Origin of the sequence: Pseudomonas sp. OVF7 (assembly GCF_030644265.1) — a bacterium.
GTDB lineage: Bacteria > Pseudomonadota > Gammaproteobacteria > Pseudomonadales > Pseudomonadaceae > Aquipseudomonas > Aquipseudomonas gorinensis.
In genome coordinates this window covers 5643627-5663060 of the sequence record NZ_CP128996.1, presented here as the reverse complement: position 1 = coordinate 5663060, position 19434 = coordinate 5643627, and the positions used below count along the sequence as shown (strand labels likewise).

At 61.0% G+C, this 19434-nt stretch carries 20 protein-coding genes; 12 read left to right on the top strand and 8 right to left on the bottom strand.

Translation table 11 applies throughout. The annotated features are described in order from the left end of the window. Window positions 1-292 precede the first annotated feature (292 nt). The 11 genes from QU606_RS25680 to QU606_RS25630 all read left to right on the top strand — a co-directional run bounded on the left by QU606_RS25680 (window position 293) and on the right by QU606_RS25630 (window position 11169). Window positions 293-799, top strand: coding sequence for a hypothetical protein (locus QU606_RS25680; protein WP_304997770.1), 507 nt, complete (start codon window positions 293-295; stop codon window positions 797-799). A 107-nt stretch (window positions 800-906) separates the two neighbouring features. Next, on the top strand, window positions 907-2253 hold the full coding sequence (locus QU606_RS25675; protein WP_168232043.1) for a hypothetical protein: 1347 nt from the start codon (window positions 907-909) through the stop codon (window positions 2251-2253). A gap of 282 nt (window positions 2254-2535) precedes the next feature. Then, entirely contained in the window at window positions 2536-3750 is a 1215-nt protein-coding gene (locus QU606_RS25670; protein ID WP_024076567.1) for a methyl-accepting chemotaxis protein, read from the top strand. Between the two features lie 9 nt (window positions 3751-3759). After that, window positions 3760-4128, top strand: coding sequence for a response regulator (locus QU606_RS25665; RefSeq protein WP_024076566.1), 369 nt, complete (start codon window positions 3760-3762; stop codon window positions 4126-4128). A 23-nt stretch (window positions 4129-4151) separates the two neighbouring features. Next, window positions 4152-4439, top strand: a complete 288-nt coding sequence (locus tag QU606_RS25660) for a lipid asymmetry maintenance protein MlaB (RefSeq protein ID WP_024076565.1) — start codon at window positions 4152-4154, stop codon at window positions 4437-4439. A gap of 41 nt (window positions 4440-4480) precedes the next feature. Next, complete coding sequence (locus QU606_RS25655; protein WP_304997769.1) at window positions 4481-6514, top strand: chemotaxis protein CheA; 2034 nt, start codon at window positions 4481-4483, stop codon at window positions 6512-6514. Between the two features lie 29 nt (window positions 6515-6543). After that, window positions 6544-8202: a methyl-accepting chemotaxis protein gene (locus QU606_RS25650; protein WP_024076563.1), complete on the top strand. Its 1659-nt coding sequence runs from the start codon at window positions 6544-6546 to the stop codon at window positions 8200-8202. Between the two features lie 36 nt (window positions 8203-8238). Beyond that, on the top strand, window positions 8239-8778 hold the full coding sequence (locus tag QU606_RS25645) for a chemotaxis protein CheW (protein WP_024076562.1): 540 nt from the start codon (window positions 8239-8241) through the stop codon (window positions 8776-8778). Window positions 8779-8787: 9 nt separating this feature from the next. Then, the gene (locus tag QU606_RS25640) at window positions 8788-9597 is read left to right on the top strand and encodes a protein-glutamate O-methyltransferase CheR (protein WP_024076561.1); all 810 of its coding nucleotides are present in this window, start codon (window positions 8788-8790) and stop codon (window positions 9595-9597) included. Further along, window positions 9594-10097, top strand: coding sequence for a chemoreceptor glutamine deamidase CheD (gene cheD / locus QU606_RS25635; RefSeq protein WP_024076560.1), 504 nt, complete (start codon window positions 9594-9596; stop codon window positions 10095-10097). Before QU606_RS25640 ends, cheD begins: the two co-directional genes overlap by 4 nt. Continuing rightward, a complete protein-coding gene (locus tag QU606_RS25630) occupies window positions 10090-11169 on the top strand; it encodes a chemotaxis response regulator protein-glutamate methylesterase (protein WP_024076559.1) in 1080 nt (359 codons plus the stop codon). The genes cheD and QU606_RS25630 overlap by 8 nt, the downstream gene beginning before the upstream one ends. 16 nt (window positions 11170-11185) lie before the next feature. Here QU606_RS25630 and QU606_RS25625 read toward each other — a convergent pair whose 3' ends face one another. The 8 genes from QU606_RS25625 to QU606_RS25590 all read right to left on the bottom strand — a co-directional run bounded on the left by QU606_RS25625 (window position 11186) and on the right by QU606_RS25590 (window position 18064). Beyond that, entirely contained in the window at window positions 11186-12532 is a 1347-nt protein-coding gene (locus QU606_RS25625; RefSeq protein ID WP_304997768.1) for an ATP-binding protein, read from the bottom strand. Further along, on the bottom strand, window positions 12508-13173 hold the full coding sequence (locus QU606_RS25620; RefSeq protein ID WP_150296195.1) for a response regulator transcription factor: 666 nt from the start codon (window positions 13171-13173) through the stop codon (window positions 12508-12510). Before QU606_RS25620 ends, QU606_RS25625 begins: the two co-directional genes overlap by 25 nt. Window positions 13174-13270: 97 nt before the next feature. Further along, the gene (locus tag QU606_RS25615) at window positions 13271-13708 is read right to left on the bottom strand and encodes a hypothetical protein (protein ID WP_168232047.1); all 438 of its coding nucleotides are present in this window, start codon (window positions 13706-13708) and stop codon (window positions 13271-13273) included. A 29-nt stretch (window positions 13709-13737) separates the two neighbouring features. After that, entirely contained in the window at window positions 13738-14502 is a 765-nt protein-coding gene (locus QU606_RS25610; protein WP_304997767.1) for a hypothetical protein, read from the bottom strand. Between the two features lie 356 nt (window positions 14503-14858). Next, window positions 14859-16109 carry an NAD(P)/FAD-dependent oxidoreductase gene (locus QU606_RS25605; RefSeq protein ID WP_024076558.1) on the bottom strand — a complete coding sequence of 417 codons (1251 nt, stop codon included), beginning with the start codon at window positions 16107-16109 and terminating at the stop codon, window positions 14859-14861. A 101-nt stretch (window positions 16110-16210) separates the two neighbouring features. Continuing rightward, window positions 16211-16651, bottom strand: coding sequence for a type II 3-dehydroquinate dehydratase (locus QU606_RS25600; RefSeq protein ID WP_069076166.1), 441 nt, complete (start codon window positions 16649-16651; stop codon window positions 16211-16213). A 13-nt stretch (window positions 16652-16664) separates the two neighbouring features. Then, entirely contained in the window at window positions 16665-17645 is a 981-nt protein-coding gene (locus QU606_RS25595; RefSeq protein ID WP_304998653.1) for an NAD(P)H-quinone oxidoreductase, read from the bottom strand. Further along, window positions 17642-18064, bottom strand: a complete 423-nt coding sequence (locus QU606_RS25590) for a RidA family protein (RefSeq protein ID WP_024076555.1) — start codon at window positions 18062-18064, stop codon at window positions 17642-17644. Before QU606_RS25590 ends, QU606_RS25595 begins: the two co-directional genes overlap by 4 nt. 183 nt (window positions 18065-18247) lie before the next feature. On the opposite strand from QU606_RS25590, the gene QU606_RS25585 reads away from it, so the two are divergent. Next, entirely contained in the window at window positions 18248-19222 is a 975-nt protein-coding gene (locus QU606_RS25585) for a LysR family transcriptional regulator (protein ID WP_069076168.1), read from the top strand. The last annotated feature ends 212 nt before the right edge of the window (window positions 19223-19434 follow it).

The window sequence follows — 19434 nt, the reverse complement described above, 5'->3', positions numbered from 1 at the left end:
CCCTCTTTGGGTTTGTCAGTCAGAAAGACAAGAAATAACCGATTCATCATTCAGGTGATTTGAACGGCCATTCGCGGGAAGATGGGTTAAGGGGCTTCCGAGCGGTAATGCTGGCGGGACTAGGAAGTTACTTACGAATTCCTACTTTCATGTATGACAGTGCTGTCCTTCGTGTTTTTAGGAAGTACTTGGCTTTCTACGGTTATTAAATCGTGCAATGGTAGGGGCGTGATGCTTACAGCTGGATTGATTTGAACCTGACATGTTAATAACTGACGCTAGGGTGATGATTATGAAAGGCACGATTGTATGGGCGCGCGGTATTACTCAAAGACGAACGTTGCTCGCTTTTTTAGCGGTTTTTGTAGCGTCTACTCATGGGACTGCTTTTGCGGCAGAAAACGCTATTACTAAAACAGCGGCGCCCAACCCCGTTCTTGTTTTATCTAACTCTGACACCCAGCCAGGCGTCGGGCTTGCGAGTTTCAATGTTTTGGCTGCGGATATTCCCCAAGGTACACTCATTGATCCCAAACAGTTGTTAGAGATTCAATGGAATACAACTTATTATCCTCAGGGCATTAGAGAAGTGGTACAGCTGTGTTACTCCCGGCCGTTCAGCTCTCAAGAGGACTGTAGGGAAATCTATCCAAATTCATCCGGGACATTGTCAGACTTTAATGCTCAGGCTTTCGGCCATGGCTCACGAGTTGTCATCTACCATCGTGTATTTGGCGGTACACCACGTTATGTAAATCCTGCCGGCACCGACTCAGTGACATTCCGATATCGATATTAATAAAACAAAAAGTACTCGCAGCCTATTTGGCTGCGGGTTGCTTTCCAGTTTTGACAATAGACTTTTCATCGCACCGTTGCTGTTTTCCCAAGCCAAGGTGAATGCTCATGGTCATTATCAATCCTGCCGCATCGTCGGCTTACAACCCCGTGGCAAACAGCTCAGTCAACGCCACGCCTCGCTCTTCGGTGTCGCCAGGCGATGAAGTCAAACCCGATACCTATGGTTCAGCAACCGATAGTGGCACCTTCAGCTCAGTCTCAATCCTGGCTCAGCAATTGAGTGAAGCCGCAACGCGTGCCGAAACCCGCATCGGCCAAAACGATACCAGCCTGCTCGACTCGATTACCGGCGATCAGTACCTCGTCAACCAAGCGCAGCACGACGCGCAGGTCCCCTCTACCGATAACCCGGATCTCCTGGCACGGGCTCGACAAGCGACCGGCTTCGTCAACGGTTCTGATACCAACCCGTTCAAGGGCCTCACACGCGATCAACTCCAGCTGATTGCCCACGACGACGGCGGGCCTTTCACCCTCAATGAGCGACGTGCCGCATGGGAAGAGCTGCGATCGATGGAGCCTCCGGCGCCGGCCAAGTCCAATTCCCACCGTGACCTCATGATTTCGCGCTTGTTTGGTAGCAACACCGAGCCACCGGTCGCCAAGCCACCGTTTACCTACCTCAATGGCACCCTGAACTCTAACCTTTTCCTTAACCGCGAGGATCGTGCCTTGTTCGCGGATATGTATGCTTATGCGCAGGAGCAGGGAGTGGATCTGGTTTATGTCGATGCATTGGCCATGACATTCGGTATTTATCGTCACTTCAGCGATGGCCGCCAGCTCTTGGGGGGCAACACCGGCTATGACGCGGAGCGGTATCGAGTGACTTTCGATTTCAAGCCGGAAGATGCTGCAATCGCCTCACGCATCCTCAATGGTTCGGCGATCAACAGTACCCGTATCGACCAGGGTTTTTTGCGATACATCCTGCATCCAGACCATGGGGCGTTCATGAACATCGGGGGGATACCGTTCCTGGAGAAGATGGTGAACAAGTTCTCCAGCGAGGGCGATCAGCAACCGCCGCTGGGCAGCGAGTTCGCCACCTACACGCGAGTCCGGATCGAGGATCACATTGTTCGCACCACGGACAAGTCCATAAGGCTGCCGCCCTCCGAAGCACTCTCGGGTATCGTTAATGGCGTATGGGGCCTGACCGAAAAAGGCAAGGCGGCTGGCTATAGCATCGACCCGGTCACCGGCCTGATGAGCAAGCCAGCCAAAGCCCCTGATGATCAAGCGTCGCCGCCCTCTACCCTGAATGCCCCTGTGGATACGGCGCCCAATCGCAATGCCTTCGACGCCCTCGCAGACACCCGCGACCAGCCCACCGCACGATGGATCTGGCCCGGCCATCTGTTCAAATTGATGAGGGGGTTCAAACCTTGAGGCTTGGGTGAAGACGGTCAAGGGCGGTCCTCTATCACCGCCGGTTGGGGGGCAATGGCGCAAGAGCGCGGCGTAGCCAGCCCCCGAGGCTTCTCAACGTCATGAGCGGACGTTAACGGCAGCGATTCGAAAGGCGCAGCTTCAGCGGGACTGAACACCGTGGACGTTCATCCGTTGGTCATAAATCAGACGGAAGGCACATAAGGTGTCTAAAGTTGTTCTGTACTGGGCAGATAAACCCTATGTCGTTTATATCCGCAACAACGTTCAAGGATCGAACTCATGACCCAGCGTCAAGCCAGCCGCATTTCCCCTACCGGTCATCCGCGTTTTCGCTGGTTTGCTTTCATCCCGGTCCTGCCCGCCGTCGTGTGGATACTGGTGCAATCAACTTCTGCGGCCAACCTGGCGGCCTGCGCGGTACTGGTGTTGATCGGCTTCGGTGCCTGTGCCTGGAGCGCGGGTTCGCAGCGTGACGCCACGCGGCGAGCCATTGCGCGTGCGCAGGCGGATCAGGCCGACGCGGACGCGGCACATAACGGCATGGCCGCGCGGGCACAGCTTGATGAAGTGTTGCTGGGCGCCATGCCGATCTGGGCCAAGCAGGTGGAAAGCTCGCGCCATCAGACCGAAGAAGCCATTGTGAGCCTGGCCAACCGTTTTACCGGCATTGCCGCACGGTTGCAGGAAACGGTACAAGCCTCGCAGCACGCTGCGGGTGAGCTGGATGGCCAGGCCGCCGACGGCGCGCTTGAGGTGCTGGCGCGCAGCGACAGTGAGCTGAGCCAGGTGATCAATTCGCTCAAGGCGACCCAAAGCAGCCGTGACCAAACCCTGGCCCAGGTCCGTAGCCTCACCGCCTATACCGGTGAACTGCGCACCATGGCCGCCGACGTGGCGGCGATTGCCGCGCAAACCAACCTGCTGGCGCTCAACGCGGCCATCGAGGCGGCGCGGGCTGGCGAAGCCGGTCGTGGCTTCGCCGTGGTGGCCGATGCGGTGCGCAGCCTGTCGAGCAAATCCAGTGAAACCGGCCAACAGATGTCGGCCAAGGTCGACATCATCAATAACGCCATCACCCAATTGGTACAGGCCGCGTCCAGCAGCGCCGACCAGGACAGCCACTCGGTGGCGGCGTCCGAAAACAGCATTCAAGTGGTGCTCGAGCGCTTCCAGAACATCACCGGGCGCCTGGCCGAGTCCGCCGACCTGCTCAAGCAGGAAAGCTACGGCATTCGTGATGAGATGACCGAGGTGCTGGTCAACCTGCAATTCCAGGACCGGGTCAGCCAGATCCTCAGCCACGTGCGAGACAACATGCACGCCTTGCATGATCACCTCCTGCAGGCCAGCCAGGCCCCTGACCAGGCGGTCGCCGTCGACGCCCGGCAGTGGCTGGCGCGCATGGAAGCCACTTATGCCACCGACGAGCAACGGCGCATCCATCATGGCGAAGCGGCCGTGCAGCAGAATTCTCAAGACATTACCTTCTTTTAGGAGCACCTCATGGCGAAGAATGTATTAGTGGTCGACGACTCCAGCAGTGTGCGGCAAGTGGTTGGCATTGCCTTGAAAAGCGCCGGTTACGACGTGATCGAAGCGTGCGACGGCCGGGATGCCCTGGGCAAGCTCACCGGGCAGAAGGTGCACCTGATCATCAGCGACGTAAACATGCCCAACATGGACGGCATCACCTTCGTCAAGGAGGTCAAGAAGCTGGCCAACTACAAGTTCACCCCGATCATCATGCTGACCACCGAGTCCCAGGAATCGAAGAAGGCCGAGGGCCAGGCCGCTGGCGCCAAGGCGTGGGTGGTCAAGCCGTTCCAGCCGGCACAGATGCTGGCAGCGGTCTCAAAACTGATTCTGCCCTGACACCCGGCGCCAGGGAGGCTCCCATGCCCATCACCCATGAAACGTTCGATGACACCACCCGCGTGTGCATTGACGGCGAACTGACGATCTACACCGTCGCCGAACTGGCGGGCGCGCTGCTGCCGCAGCTGGGCGCGACGCCACGCATGGCGCTGGACCTGTCGCAGGTCACGGAACTGGATGGCGCCGGCCTGCAGTTGCTCGCGGTCATCCAGCGTGAAGCCGGCATCGCCGGCACAGCCTTGAGCGTGATCGGCCAGAGCCAGGCGGTCACGCAGGCACTCCAACTGTGTCGCGGCGCGGTCTTGTAGTCAGCGCCATCCACGTTCATTGATCGACAAGGAAAGTTCAGGTGAGCATCAATCTCGATCAGGCACAGCAGACATTCATCGTCGAGGCGCGCGAGCTGTTGCAAGCCATGGAGCAATCCTTGCTGCAACTGGAAAGCGAGCCCGGCGACCAGGATGCCATTGGCGCGATTTTCCGTGCTGCCCACACCATCAAGGGTTCCGCCGGCCTGTTCGGCCTGGAGCCTGTCGTGAGTTTTACGCATATTGTCGAGGACGTACTCGACCGCCTGCGCGACGGCAGTGTGGCGGTCGATGCCACGCTGATCGCGATGTTGCTCAAGTGCGGCGACCATATGCTCGAGTTGATCGACGTCGTCGCCCATCGGGGCGAAACGTTGCAGCCCGAGGCCCTGGAACGTGAAGCGGCATTGCGCGAGGCGCTGAGCACGTATCAGGCACCTGGCACCCCGGCCCAACGCGTCGAAACCGCCGCGGCCTGTACAGGCACTCCCACCGACGTGCTGTGGCACATCTCCCTGCGCTTCGGCGCGGATGTGTTCCGCAATGGCATGGACCCGCTGTCGTTTCTGCGTTACCTCGAGACCTTGGGGCAGATGATGCAGGTCACGATCCTCACCGATAGCATCCCGGCCTTGGAAAGCTGGGACCCGGAAAGCTGCTACCTGGGCTTCGAGATCGACCTGCGCTCGACAGCCAGCCACGCCACCCTCAACGAAGTGTTCGACTTCGTGCGTGACGATTGTGAAGTGCACATCGTTGCCGTCGATCCCACGCCCGACAGCGACCTGGGCAGCGAACAGGTCACGCCGGCAGAGCAAGGCGCCATGACGGCTTCGGCGCAGCGCCAGCCGGCAGCCAGCGAGGCGAAACCCCGGGACGGTAATTACGTGCGGGTCAATGCCGACAAGCTCGACGAGTTGATCAACCTGGTCGGCGAGCTGGTGATTGCCAGTGCCGGCGCGAGCCTGCTGGCCCGCTCCTGTAACAACGACCCTCTGCAAGAGGCCACCTCGACGGTATCGGGGTTGGTGGAAGAGATCCTCGATGGCGCCCTGCACTTGCGCATGATCCCCATCGGCGACACGTTCAACCGCTTCCGCCGCGTGGTGCGCGATATCAGCCAGGAGCTGGGCAAGGACATCGAACTGATCATCAGCGGCGCGGAAACCGAACTGGACAAGACGGTTGTCGAGAAAATCGGCGACCCACTGATGCACCTGCTGCGCAACGCCATGGACCACGGTATCGAAAGCGCCGATGCCCGGCGTGCGGCCGGTAAGTCGGCCAAAGGCCATTTGAGCCTCAATGCGTACCATGACTCGGGGAGCATCGTCATTGAAATCGCCGACGATGGCGCCGGGCTCAACCGTGAACGCATCCTGGCCAAAGCCCAGGAGCGCGGGCTGGTGGCCAGCGGTGCGGTGCTCACCGACCAGGAGATCTACAACCTGATCTTCGAAGCGGGTTTCTCCACCGCCGAGGCCGTGACCAATCTGTCCGGGCGTGGCGTGGGCATGGACGTGGTCAAGCGCAATATCACCCTGTTGCGCGGCACCGTCGACCTGGACAGCCGCCCCGGCCAGGGCACCGTGGTGCGCATCCGCCTGCCGCTGACGTTGGCGATCATCAATGGGTTCCTGGTGGGCATCGACCAGTCCACTTATGTGATTCCGCTGGACATGGTCCAGGAATGCATCGAACTGGATGAGCGCCAGCGCCAGTCCAGCCGCGACAAGGGCTACCTGGACCTGCGTGGCGAAGTGTTGCCGCTGGTGGACCTGCGCGACCACTTCAGCCACGAAGGCCCCGCCTCGCGCCGCCAGAATGTGGTGGTGGTGCGCTACGCCGAGCACAAGGCCGGGCTGGTGGTCGATGAGCTGCTCGGGGAGTTCCAGACCGTGATCAAACCCCTGGGCAAGTTGTTTGGCGCACTGCGCGGCATCAGCGGCTCGACCATATTGGGCAGCGGCGCGGTGGCCCTGATCCTGGATATACCGGCACTGCTCAACCAAATCGTACAACTGGAAGCCCGCACGACCCAGGTGCCTCAATCGCCACCGGCCGTCGCTCGCTGACGTATTCGCAACTCCATGGAGGTTCCCCGATGAAATGGTTCTACGATCTTAAGATTTCCACCAAGTTGATCAGCTCGTTCCTGGTGGTCCTGGCGCTTACCGCCGCCATGGGCGGCTTCGCCATCCACCAGCTCGGTGCGGTCAACCAGGCGGCCCAGGACATCAAGGGCAACTGGATGCCCTCCATGCGCGCAGCGGCCGGCATGCGTTTTTTTGCCGCCAACTACCGCTTGAAAGAAAACCGCCACATCGGTACCGAGATTGCCGAGGAAAAGGCCCAGGCTGAACGTGAGGCCGTGGACTCGCGCCAACAGTTCGAAACCCGCCTCGGGACCTATGAGCAGTTGTTGTCCAACGATGAAGACCGTCAGCTCCTGGCCAGCGTGAAAAGCGCCTGGGCCTCCTACCTGGCGACCAGCAAGCAGTTGCTCGAGCTGTCCCGGCAGAATCAGGAAGCCCAGGCGCGCGGTTTGCTCAGGGGCGAGTCCAAGGAGCATTTCGATGAAGTGACCAGCCGCTTGCAGAAAATGGTCGAGCTCAACGACGGCGGGGCGACCATTGCGGGTGACAAGGGCGCGGCGCTGTACGAAAGCGCACGCGTGTCGATCATCGCGGTGCTGATCGCCGCCTTGTTGATTGGCCTGGGCCTGGCGATGTTCATTGCGCGGATCATTTCCCGTCCGTTGAAGCAAGCCGCGACTGCCGCCGAGCAATTGGCCGAAGGCAACCTCAACGCCCACATCGAGCCGGGTGCCAAAGATGAAACCGGCATGGTGCTCAACGCCATGCGCAACATGGTCGGCAAGCTGGCACATATCATCGGTGAAGTGCGCAACGCCGCCGATAACCTGGCCAGCGCCTCCGAGGAGGTCAGCGCCACCGCGCAATCGATGAGCCAGGCCACCAGTGAACAGGCCGCCAGCGTCGAGGAAACCAGTGCATCGGTCGAGCAGATGAGCGCCAGCATCAACCAGAACACTGAAAACGCCAAGGTCACCGACGGCATGGCCAGCAAGGCCGCCAAGGAAGCCACCGAGGGCGGCGAATCGGTACAGCAGACCGTGGTGGCGATGAAGAAAATCGCCCAGCGCATCAGCATCATCGATGACATCGCCTACCAGACCAACCTGCTCGCCCTCAATGCCGCCATCGAGGCCGCTCGGGCCGGTGAGCATGGCAAGGGGTTCGCCGTGGTGGCGGCCGAAGTGCGCAAGCTGGCCGAACGCAGCCAGGTCGCTGCCCAGGAAATTGGCGAACTGTCCTCCAGCAGCGTGGACATGGCCGAGAAGGCCGGCAAGTTGCTTGACGAAATGGTGCCCTCGATCAACAAGACTTCCGACCTCGTACAGGAAATCAGCGCCGCGTCCGAGGAACAGGCCGCGGGTGTCGCGCAGATCAATACGGCGATGACCCAGCTCAACCAAGTGACCCAGCAGAATGCTTCAAGCAGTGAGGAACTGGCCGCCACCGCCGAAGAAATGAGCAGCCAGGCCGAGCAACTGCAACAGGCCATGAGCTTCTTCGTGCTGGATTCAACGCCCAAGGCCGCGGTTCAAAGCAGCAGCGTGGACAGCCCTGGCAGCAAGCCAAACCGTCAGCCGCCACGCCCGAAACCACAGGCGCCGCGCAAGGCCTTCGCCTACAGCATGGCCAGTGCCCCGGACGAATCGGAATTCACCCGCTTCTGATCACAAGAATCGATGCGGGCCTACAGGGAGAATGACATGGGCGCAGTGATGACGACTCGGCATGCCGCGGTTGCGGTGGACGAGGACGCGCAATACCTGACCTTTATGCTTGGCGGCGAAATGTTTGCCCTCGGCATTCTGGGGATCAAGGAAATTATCGAATATGGCAGCCTGACCGTGGTGCCGATGATGCCCGCCTTCGTGCGCGGGGTGATCAACCTGCGTGGCGCGGTGGTGCCGGTGGTCGATTTGTCGGCGCGCTTCGGCCGGGCCAATTCGGCGATCACCCGGCGTTCCTGCGTGATCATCATCGAGGCGAGTACCGAAGATGGCCAGCCCCAGGACATCGGGCTGCTGGTCGATACGGTGTCTGCCGTGCAGGAGATCCCCGCCACGCAGATCGAGCCGCCGCCCAGCTTCGGCGCGCGGATTCGCGCCGATTTCATCAGTGGCATGGCCAAGGTCGATGGCAAGTTCGTGATTGTGTTGGAGGTGGACAAGGTGCTGTCCATCGATGAGATGTCCAGCCTCGCCGAGGGCGGCCAGGCGCCGGCTCTCGACCTTGACCTGCGTTGAGGCCCGACCATGCCAGACACCGCCGTTATCGACGATCGTGAATTCGGCCAGTTCCAATCCTGGCTGTACCGCGCAGCCGGCATCAACCTGTCGCCGGCCAAGAAAGCCCTGGTGGCCGGGCGCCTGTTCAAGCGTCTCAAGCACTATGAGCTGCAGAGCTATGGTGAGTATTTCAAGCTGATCATGAATGACCAACGCACGGGCGAACTGCAGGTTGCCCTGGATTTGCTGACCACCAACGAAACCTATTTTTTCCGTGAGCCCAAGCACTTCGACTTCCTGCGTCAACAGGTGCTGCCCAAGGTCGTGCCGGGCAAGGTGTTTCGTGTGTGGAGTGCGGCCAGCTCCTCGGGCGAAGAACCCTACAGCCTGGCGATGACCCTGGCCGAGAGCCTGGGTACCACCCCCTGGGAAGTGGTCGGTTCGGACATCAGTACCCAGATGCTGGCCAAGGCGCGCAGTGGTCATTACACCATGGAGCGCACCGAGACGCTGCCCCAGCCGCTGCTGACCAAGTACTGCCTCAAGGGCATTGGTCGCCAGGAAGGCACCTTCCTGATCGACAAGACCTTGCGTAACCGGGTCAATTTTGTCCAGGTCAACCTCAACGAAGCGCTGCCCGCACTCGGCGAGTTCGAGGTGATCTTCCTGCGCAACGTGATGATTTATTTCGACCAGCCGACCAAGAGCCAGGTGGTTGCGCGCCTGTTGCCGCTGCTCAAGCCCGGCGGTTACTTCATCATCAGTCATTCGGAAAGCCTCCACGGTGTGAATGACACCTTGAAGCTGGTGGCACCGTCGATTTACCGCAAGCCATGAAAAAGCCTGTCGGCGTGGCCGAAGTGGTATTGGCACCTGGGCAGGTCAGCTTTGCGACGCGGCCGACGCGCCTGCGCACTTTGCTCGGTTCCTGCGTAGCTATCACCTTTTGGCACCCGCAACGGCAGATCGGCGGCATGTGCCACTTCATGCTGCCGGGGCGCTTGCGCAACCATCAGTCCCTGGACGGCAAGTATGCCGATGAGGCCCTGGAACTGCTGGTGCAACACGCCCACCTCAATGGCACGCAGGCACAGGATTACCAGGTCAAGCTGTTCGGTGGCGGCAGGATGTTTCCCGAACAGCAACGCCAGCGGCCGACGCAGGACGTGGCCAGCCTGAATATTCGCGCGGCGCTGGCCTTGGCCGAGCGCTATCACCTGCACTTGGCGGCCCAGGACATGGGCAGTACCGGTTACCGCACGATCATGTTCGACCTGTGGAACGGCAACGTCTGGGTTCGGCACCAACCAATGGGAACACTTCAACAAAATGCCTAACAAAAAAATCAGTGTGCTGCTGGTCGATGACTCGGCCGTAGTGCGCCAGGTGCTGCTGGCGATTCTCAGCGATACACCGGATATCCACGTGATGGGTGCCGCCTCTGACCCGATCTTTGCCATGGACAAACTCGCCCGGGAATGGCCGGATGTGATCGTACTGGACGTGGAAATGCCGCGCATGGACGGCATCACCTTTCTGAAGAAAATCATGAGCGAGCGGCCGACGCCGGTGGTGATCTGTTCTTCGCTGACCCAGAAAGGCGCGGAGACCTCCCTGCAAGCGCTGTCGGCCGGTGCCGTGGAAATCATCACCAAGCCCACGACCGGGCTGAAGAGTTTCCTGATCGAGTCGGCGGCCGAGTTGGTGGCCGCGATCCGTGCCGCGGCGAACTCCAACGTCAAGAACCTGGGAAAGCGCGCCGCCAGCCCGGCGCCGTCACTGGCCCCGCCCAGCAAGCTCAGTGCGGATGCGATCCTGCCCGCCAATGGCCACGCCATGGCACAGACCACGGAACGTATCGTCGCCATTGGCACCTCCACCGGCGGTACCCAGGCACTGGAGGCGGTGCTGACAGCATTGCCGAGGGTGTGCCCCGGCATGGTGATCGTGCAGCACATGCCCGAGAAATTCACCGCCTCCTTTGCCGAGCGCCTCAACAGCGTCTGCGAGATCGAGGTACGCGAGGCGCGCAACAACGACCGCATCCTGCCCGGCCTGGCCTTGATCGCGCCTGGCGGCAAGCACCTGATGGTCACCCGCAGTGGTGCCTATTATCACGCCCAGGTGATCGACGGGCCGCTGGTCAACCGGCATCGGCCGTCAGTGGATGTGCTGTTTCGCTCGGTGGCCAAGTTCGCCGGCAGGAATGCCACCGGCATCATCATGACCGGCATGGGCGACGACGGCGCACGCGGGCTCAAGGAGATGCTCGAGGCCGGAGCCGCCACGGTGGCCCAGGACGAGGCCAGTTGCGTGGTGTTCGGCATGCCCAAGGAGGCGATCAAGCTCAACGCCGCCCAGCGCATCATGGCGCTGGAGGACATTCATCAGGCGATCTTGTACAAGTGAAGGTGAACGCCAGCGGTCAACGTGTGATCCAGACAGAAACACGTAACCCGCTCTGCTTCGCCTCATCGGCAAAACCCAGTTGGATACGCGCTCCTATACGCTCTACGATCGCCATGACGATGGATAAGCCCAACCCGGAACCGGATTCATGGGTTCCCAGGCTGCGGTAGAACGGGTCGAATACAAGCCGTTGTTCTGCAACGGCGATGCCCGGCCCGGAGTCCGTGACCTCGATAAGGACGGTCTCCCGTTGCGCAGTGACCTTAAGGTCGACACGGCCCGCCGCAGGGGTATAGCGAATGGCGTTGTCGACCAGGTTCTTGAGGAGGATGAACATCTCCATTTCGTTGATGACGACCTGAACATCCGCCAGGCTTTCAACCCCGATATCAATGCCCTTGTGTTCGGCCAAGGGCAGCAAGTCTTCCAGCACCTGGCGAAACACTGCATGGACTGACACGCAGGCTTGTGGTCGTGCGGTCAGCGATTGTGCAGAGGCCAAGGCCAGCAGTTGTTCGATCAGTTTTCGGTTGCGCTCGATCCCCTCGGCCAATGGCAAAAAGCGTTCCTGGGCGGTGGCCGACAGTGGCGTAGCCTTCAATCGTTCCGCTTGCAGGGATAGCGCCGTCATCGGCGACCGCAATTCGTGGGCGGCGTCGGCAATGAAACGACGCTGTGTTTCCATCGCCTGCTCGACACGCTTGAGCAACCGGTTGATCGCCACCACGAAAGGCCGGATCTCTGTCGGCAGATGATGTTCGTCAATAGGATGCAAAGCCTGCTGGTCGCGCTGATCGATTTCGGCCGACAGCGTTGCAATCGGTCGGAACAGCTTGCGCACCAGGTCACCCACCACCAGCAACAGCACCGGAAAGAGAATGAGGAAGGGCAACAGACTGCGCCAGGCGCTTTCGCGCGCTTCCTTGTCACGCACGTCTGCCTCCTGGGCAACCACGATTCGTTGGCCTGCCGCAGTCGTTTTGACCAGTACCCGAAAGGCTTCGCCCGCGATCGTCAAGGTCGACAAACCATCGGCCAGCGTCGTCGGAAAGGGCAAGGGTATGGCGTTGTCATTATTGCTGGGCGCGTGCTCGCTATCGGCCAGGTACTGCACGATGATCCTGGCGTCTTCATCTTCGCCTGCGGCTTGTTCTGCGCTGGGATACTGCAGCGTCATGTGTTGTCGATCAAACAGCGCGGCCACTTGGCGCAGAGCGTCGTCCTGCATTTCGTGTGCCTCATCGAGCGCGGAGGTAAACGCGAATGCCCCGGCCACCAATGCGACGATCAGGATGGCCAGCGACAGCGTGATCGAAAGCCTTAGCTGGACCGAGTCTCTCAAGCGCCTTTTGAAACCATCCATCCCATCCCCCTGACGTTTTTGATGACATGGCTCCCCAGTTTTCGTCGCAATGCATGGATCAGAAACTCCACTGCATTGCTTTCCACTTCATTGCCCCAGCCGTAGATACGGTCCTCCAGTTCGCTCCGCGAGAGGATGGCGCCAGGTCTTATCAACAGGGCCTGTAAAAGCGCGAATTCTCTATTGGAGAGTTGGACGTCGCGGGTCTCGGCCGTGGTGGCCTGCTTCGAGACGAGATTCAACGAGACCTCTCCGTTATCCAGCAGCGATTGCGCGTTGCCGCCACGACGGCGCAATACCGCACGCATGCGCGCCAGCAATTCGGCCATCGGGAAGGGTTTGAGCAGGAAGTCGTCGGCGCCGCCATCCAGGCCCCGCAAACGATCATCGAGAGCGTCCCGTGCGGTGATGATGATCAAGGGCACCGCGTTGTTACGCGCGCGAATGGCATCCAGCACGTCGAGCCCGTCTTTGCCGGGAAGCCCGAGGTCGAGTAATACAAGGTCATAGCTTTGGGTATCCAGGGCCGCCAAGGCGGTCAGGCCATTTTTCACCCAGTCGGTGGCGTAGCTCGCGTCGTTCAGCACGGCCTGGATGGCCTCACCAATCATCAGGTCATCTTCAACCAGCAGAATCCGCATGCTGCGCTCCGATAAGGAAAGGTGCGACGGTCGCGACCGTCGCACCTGTATTGAAGCATCTGAACCGGGGATTGTCCGCCGCCGATTCCTCGCGGCCTCACGGTTTGCCTTTCATCGCGTCGAAGGCGCTGAGCAAATCGTCCATTGCCGCCTTGCATTCGTTTGGCTTTGGCGTGCTGGCGCGAAGGGCGTCGAGCGCTCGATCGATGGCCTTGTCCAGTACATGCCAGTCGCTGGCGGCGCGAGGTTTGATGCCGGCTTCGGCGGAGTCCCAGGTGGTCTCCAGGTCCTTGATGCGCGCCTTGGCCGCGGGCAGGTCGTTTTTCTCGACGAGCGCGCTGACATCGGCGGCGATGGCCCGGAACTCACTCAGGTCACCCAGCTTTGAGCCCGACTGGGCAGGCGCGCTCATCGAGGTAGTCGGTGTACCGGTGCTGGGTTTGTCGGCGGGTTTCGAGCAGCCGGCCAAGCTGCCGAGCAGTACCAGGGACGCGACGATTGCTACGTGGCGAAGAGCCGTTTGAAAGGCGTGCATGATGATTCCTTTGGTCGAGGTCTGAAGGGTTATTGAATGACGGGTCTACGGTTGGCCACGCTGACTTGCGCGACTGCCACCAACAGCACGATGACCGTCAGGAAGATGGCGCTGGTCCACGCGGCGCCCATGCCCAAGCCACCGTAGGTCTTGGCTTGGGTCAGCAAGTCACCGAGGGAGGCGCCGAACGGGCGAGTGAGGATGTAAGCGATCCAGAACGTCAGCACGACATTGGCACCCCGGCGCCAGGCCAGCAGTGTTGCCGCGATCAGTGCGCCGAAAATCACCGCCCCGAGAGTGAACCCCAGCCCCAGCGCTTCAGTGGCCAGGTCCCCGGCGGCGGTGCCAAGGGCAAAGGTGCAGAGCACGGTGGACCAGTAAAAAAACTCACGTCGCGGCGTGTCGATTTCACGAATCGACAGGCTGTGCTCCACGCGGTACCACAGCAGGAAATTGGTGGCCAACAGGACGGAGAAGACCGCCGTGCTGACGTACAGGCTGATGTCGAGCATGTCGGTCATGATGTCGGTGATCTGCGTGCCAACGATGCTCACCAGCACCACGGTCAACCAGTAGATCCACGGCGAATAAGCGGTTTTGCGCATTTGCAAAAACACCGCGCACGCCAGTAGCAGCGCCATGCCAATGCTGGTCCAGCCCGCACCCAAACCAGCATCGACGGCCAGGAAGTCCGCACCGGTTTCGCCCACGGTCGTCGACAGAATCTTGATCAACCAAAACGACAGCGTGACCTCGGGCACTTTATTGAGCCATCCGGCTTTGACGTGATTCATGTGTGGGTAGCCTCTCCTGATCTGCGCTGAACTTGCGTGGAGGGGAAGATACGCACGGATACTTAGCTGAGACTGAGGGGGGGCAGATAGGGCTGTTGTGGCAAGCCCGCTTGCCCTAATGCCGTTCAGTTAAGCCTACGTCGTCTTTTGTAGGAGCGAGCTTGCTCGCGAAGAACTCACAGGCGCCGCGTTCATTCAGGAAGCACGCGTTATCGTTGACGTTTTTCGCGAGCAAGCTCGCTCCTACAAAAAAAGCCTAACTGAACGGTATTTGGGCAAGCTCGCTCGCCACAGAAGTGATGTTTTCACTCGGGCTACTAAACCCGATCACTGAGTTGTCAGCGACCGGGCCACCTTTAAGGCTTCTTGTAGGCCATGTACTCGTTCTGCAACACGATGTGATCGGCCAGGTACTTCGCGTCATGCCAAACCCCATAGATAAACGACGATGCGCGGTTCACCAGGTTTGGCAGGCCCAGGAAGTAGATGCCGCTCTGCGCCGAGATCCCGCGTTTGTGGAACGGCTCGCCGTTCTCGTCGAATGCATCCACCTTCAACCAGCCGAAATCAAACGTGAAGCCAGTGGCCCAGAGGATCGTGGTCACGCCGGCTTCGGCCAGGTTCAGGCTGAGGGTCGGGTTAATCAGGCATGCCGGGTCGGGCAGCAGCTTCCAGGCTTCGGGTTCCGGTGGAAATGCCAGGCCGTTCGACTCGATATAGGCATCCGCCTCACGCAGGACGTCAAAGTACGCACGATCCCCTTCGGCCACGTTCTCGGCCAGGCCCGGTTGGAAGGTCATGATGCCGTCGTTCCAGCCCTGGGTGACGCCCACCAGGTGGATGCCTTGGTGCGCCAGGCGCCGGAAGTCGACGGTCTTGCCCCCTTCGTAGCCGCTGACGGCGAAGGCGACGTGTTTTTTCTTCGGCTGGATTTTGACTTCGTCCCACAGGCCTAGGGCGCCGAGCCACCAGCAGTAGTCGCGGCCGCGGTAGGCGCGGGGAGGGCGGTAGTGTTCGCCGACCGAGAGGTACACGGTCTTGCCGGCCTTTTGCAGTTCTTCGGCGATTTGCGCGCCGGAGGCGCCGGCACCGACTACCAGGACGGCGCCTTCGGGCAGTTGGCCGGGGTTTTTATAGGTGGAGGAGTGCAGTTGGTGCAGCGGTGCGGTGGCGGGGACGATGTTCGGGATGGCGGGGCGTTGGAACGGGCCGGTGGCGGCCACCACGTTGGCAGCCTCGATCACGCCGGCCGAGGTGGTGACTTTGAAGCCGGGGCGGCCGACGTGGCGCTCCACTTGGTGCACTTCTACGCCGGTGCGCACGGGCGCCTGTAACCGCTCGACGTACGCTTCGAAGTAGTCAGCCATGCGCTCCTTGGGCGGGAAGGCTTCGGGGGAAATGCCTTCGAACGTCAGGCCGGGGAAGCGGTCGTGCCAGGCCGGGCCATTGGCGACCAGCGAGTCCCAGCGCTCCGAACGCCAACGTTCGGCGATGCGGTGGCGTTCCAGCACGATATGCGGCACGCCCATCAGGGACAGGTGTTCGCTCATGGCGACACCGGCCTGGCCTGCGCCGACGACCAGGGTGTTGATGGTTTCTACTGACATGTGCGTTTCCTGGAAAGTGAGAGGTTTATCAGCGACGCCGACGTTCCGATGCGAGCGTTGTCGAACGCCCGCGGGGAGCTGCTGTGTTTTCGAGTGCGCATTCAAGGCTTGAGCAACTCGGCCACGGCGGTAAGTGCCAGTTCGTAACCCAACGCCCCGAGCCCGGCGATGACGCCGGTGGCGGCCTTGGAGAGGTAGGAGTGATGCCGGAAGCGTTCGCGCTTCCAGATATTGCTCATGTGCGCCTCGATGATCGGGCCGTCGAAGGCCAGCAGCGCGTCGAGGATCGGCACCGAGCTGTAGCTCAGCCCGGCGGCGTTGATCACAAGGGCGTCAGCGTGCAAGCGCGCTTCTTGAATCCAGTCCACCAGCACGCCTTCGTGGTTGCTCTGGCGAAAGTCCAGACTCAAGCCCAGTTCGGCGGCGTGGCGTTGGCAGCGTGCTTCGATGCTGGCAAAACTCTCATTGCCGTAGGTGCCGTTGCTATCCAACCCATACAGGTTGGCGTTGGGCCCATTGAGGAAATACACGGTGTGGGGCATGGGGTTCTCCTGCTTAGTGCGCGACGCTCAGCACGACTTTGCCGACATTGGCGTTGGCTTCCAGCAGCCGATGAGCTTCGGCAGCCTGGGCGAGGGGGATTTGCGCATGCAGCTGCGGGCTGACCAGGCCGGACGCCAGCCAGGGCAAAACGCGGGAGCGGATGCACACCGCCAGGCGGGCTTTTTCGGCGTGGCTTTTAGGGCGTAGGGACGATGAGGTGAGGCTCAGGCTTTTGCGCATCAACAGGCCCAGGTCCAGCTCGATGTGCGCGCCTTGCAGGAACGACAGGCTCACATGCCGTCCCCCCATCGCCAGCGCCGCCAGGTTGCGCGCCACGTAGGGGCCGCCGACGTTATCCAGGACCACGTCCACGCCGCGATCTTCGGTGCAGTCCTGCACCACCCGGACGAAGTCTTCCGTGTGGCGGTCGAGCGCGCGCCAAACGCCGAGCGCTTGCAGCATCGCGACTTTCTGCGGGCCGCCAGCGGTGGCGATCACCCGCGCACCGGCAGCCTGGGCGCACTGCACGGCGAAGCTGCCGACGCCACTGGCGGCGCCGTGGATCAGCACGCTGTCGCCACTGCGCAGGCGCCCCAGTTCAAACAGGTGGTGCCATACCGTAAACGCGGCTTCCGGTATGCCGGCGGCGTGGTGCAATGACACGCCCACGGGTACCGGCAGGCAGTGCGCCGCCTCGGCCACACAGTACTCGGCGTAGCCACCGCCGTTGAGCAGCGCCATCACGCGATCGCCCACGGCAAATTCGTCCACATCGCAACCCCGTGCAACCACGATGCCTGCCGCTTCCAGGCCCAGTACGTCGGTGACACCGGGCGGTGTCGGCAAGCCGCTGCGTTGCATCAGGTCCGGGCGGTTGACACCCGCGGCCGCGACACGAATCAGCACTTCGCCAGGCTGGGGCGACGGCACCGGGCGTTGCACTAACTGCAACACCTCTGGCCCACCGGGCTCGCGGGCGATCACCGCGTTCATACGGTCCAATCGTCAGGCACCACGGCGATCACATCGATCTCCATCAGCCACTCGGGCTGGCCCAGGCCGGAAATCACCAGCCCGGTGGAAATCGGGAACACGCCCTTGAGCCATTTGCCAACCTCCTGGTACACCGGCTCGCGGTAGCGCGGGTCGATCAAATAGGTGGTGGTCTTGACGATGTGCGACAGGTCGGAACCGGCTTCTTCCAACAGTTGCTTGACGTTTTTCATCGCCTGTTCGGCCTGGGCGCGCGGGTCGCCGAGGCCGACCAGGTTGCCGTCGAAGTCGGTGCCGATCTGGCCGCGCACGTAGATGGTATTGCCAGCGCGCACGGCCTGGCACAGGTCGTTGTCCAGCGCCTGGTTGGGGTAGGTCTCTTTGGTATTGAACATGCGGATACGGGTGTGGGTCGGCATAGCAGGCAACTCATTGCAAGCGGGATGAGTTCAGCTTCACATCGCCTCCGATCTCGCGAAACCAGCATTTGCGCGGGGTAGTGCTTAGGAAAATCCGAAGCCCGTGCAGGTCATCGGCGCGCGCAGGACCCGGCACGAACCCTGCAACGTCGCCTGCACAGTCATTGTTGAGGGGCAGGTGTGATGCTCAGTCGTATTACTCAGCGTCAACTGGAGTATTTTGTGGCGTCGGGAGAGGCGGGCAGCATCAGTGCGGCCGCTGAGCGCATTCATGTGTCATCGCCGTCGATCTCGGCGGCGATCACCCATATGGAAGCCGAACTGGGCATCCAGTTGTTTATCCGTCATCACGCCCAGGGTATTTCCCTGACCGCCGTGGGGCGCTTGGTGATGCAAGAGGCCAAGCAGATCCTGGAGCAGATGAGCAACCTCTATACCATCGCCTCGGAATCATTGAACACGGTGCGCGGGCCGTTGCGGGTGGGCTGCCTGGAGTCGCTGGCGCCGATGATCACGCCCGAATTGGTGTTTGGTTTTGGTCGCGCGTTTCCCGGCGTGCGGTTGACCCAAACCGAAGGCAACCATGAGGAACTGCTGGAAAAACTGCGCAGCGGCGAGCTGGATATCGCCCTGACCTACGACCTGGTAACCAGCCCGGACATCGACTTCCAACCCCTCGCGCACCTGCCGCCCTATGTGATGGTCGGCGAGTATCACCCGTTGGCCAGCCTGTCGGCGGTCAGCATGCAGGACCTGGAAGCGTACCCGGTGGTGCTGCTCGACACGCCCTGGAGCCGCGACTATTTCCTCAGCCTGTTTATGCAGGCGGGCACCACGCCGAACATCATCATGCGCTCCACCAACCTGGAAACGGTGCGGGCGATGGTGGGCAATGGCATTGGCTATTCCTTCGCGAATGCGCGGCCCAAATCGAACATGTCCCAGGACGGCAAGCGGGTGATCCGCCTGCGCCTGGCCGGGGCGCATCGGCCGATGAAGCTGGGCTATGCCACTGCGAGCAACACCCAGCTGTCGCGCGTGGTGTCGGCATTTGCCGAGCGCTGCCGCATGTTTGTGTCCGACCAGTACATCCCCGGCATGGCGCCGCCGAGCTTTTTTGACCCCCATGCGGTGCGCTCGCTCAGCAGTGTGAACTGAGAACGCACCAGAAGGTGGCGTTCGCGGCACGCTGAATTGCAGCGTGCACCCTTTTAGCCAAACCACACAGTCTGCCCACTGTGGGAGGGGGCTTGCCCTAATGCCATTCAGTTAAGGCTTTTTTGTAGGAGCGAGCTTGCTCGCGAAGAACTTACAGGCGCCGCGTTCATTCAGGAAACACGCGTTATCGTTGACGTTTTTCGCGAGCAAGC

What these genes read in the sequence shown, in the direction of transcription:
- QU606_RS25680 (WP_304997770.1), top strand. Translation starts at nt 293, where the DNA reads ATGAAAGGCACGATTGTATGGGCGCGCGGTATTACTCAAAGACGAACG.
- QU606_RS25675 (WP_168232043.1), top strand. Translation starts at nt 907, where the DNA reads ATGGTCATTATCAATCCTGCCGCATCGTCGGCTTACAACCCCGTGGCA.
- QU606_RS25670 (WP_024076567.1), top strand. Translation starts at nt 2,536, where the DNA reads ATGACCCAGCGTCAAGCCAGCCGCATTTCCCCTACCGGTCATCCGCGT.
- QU606_RS25665 (WP_024076566.1), top strand. Translation starts at nt 3,760, where the DNA reads ATGGCGAAGAATGTATTAGTGGTCGACGACTCCAGCAGTGTGCGGCAA.
- QU606_RS25660 (WP_024076565.1), top strand. Translation starts at nt 4,152, where the DNA reads ATGCCCATCACCCATGAAACGTTCGATGACACCACCCGCGTGTGCATT.
- QU606_RS25650 (WP_024076563.1), top strand. Translation starts at nt 6,544, where the DNA reads ATGAAATGGTTCTACGATCTTAAGATTTCCACCAAGTTGATCAGCTCG.
- QU606_RS25645 (WP_024076562.1), top strand. Translation starts at nt 8,239, where the DNA reads ATGGGCGCAGTGATGACGACTCGGCATGCCGCGGTTGCGGTGGACGAG.
- QU606_RS25640 (WP_024076561.1), top strand. Translation starts at nt 8,788, where the DNA reads ATGCCAGACACCGCCGTTATCGACGATCGTGAATTCGGCCAGTTCCAA.
- cheD (WP_024076560.1), top strand. Translation starts at nt 9,594, where the DNA reads ATGAAAAAGCCTGTCGGCGTGGCCGAAGTGGTATTGGCACCTGGGCAG.
- QU606_RS25630 (WP_024076559.1), top strand. Translation starts at nt 10,090, where the DNA reads ATGCCTAACAAAAAAATCAGTGTGCTGCTGGTCGATGACTCGGCCGTA.
- QU606_RS25625 (WP_304997768.1), bottom strand. Translation starts at nt 12,532, where the DNA reads ATGGATGGTTTCAAAAGGCGCTTGAGAGACTCGGTCCAGCTAAGGCTT.
- QU606_RS25620 (WP_150296195.1), bottom strand. Translation starts at nt 13,173, where the DNA reads ATGCGGATTCTGCTGGTTGAAGATGACCTGATGATTGGTGAGGCCATC.
- QU606_RS25615 (WP_168232047.1), bottom strand. Translation starts at nt 13,708, where the DNA reads ATGCACGCCTTTCAAACGGCTCTTCGCCACGTAGCAATCGTCGCGTCC.
- QU606_RS25610 (WP_304997767.1), bottom strand. Translation starts at nt 14,502, where the DNA reads ATGAATCACGTCAAAGCCGGATGGCTCAATAAAGTGCCCGAGGTCACG.
- QU606_RS25605 (WP_024076558.1), bottom strand. Translation starts at nt 16,109, where the DNA reads ATGTCAGTAGAAACCATCAACACCCTGGTCGTCGGCGCAGGCCAGGCC.
- QU606_RS25600 (WP_069076166.1), bottom strand. Translation starts at nt 16,651, where the DNA reads ATGCCCCACACCGTGTATTTCCTCAATGGGCCCAACGCCAACCTGTAT.
- QU606_RS25595 (WP_304998653.1), bottom strand. Translation starts at nt 17,645, where the DNA reads ATGAACGCGGTGATCGCCCGCGAGCCCGGTGGGCCAGAGGTGTTGCAG.
- QU606_RS25590 (WP_024076555.1), bottom strand. Translation starts at nt 18,064, where the DNA reads ATGCCGACCCACACCCGTATCCGCATGTTCAATACCAAAGAGACCTAC.
- QU606_RS25585 (WP_069076168.1), top strand. Translation starts at nt 18,248, where the DNA reads ATGCTCAGTCGTATTACTCAGCGTCAACTGGAGTATTTTGTGGCGTCG.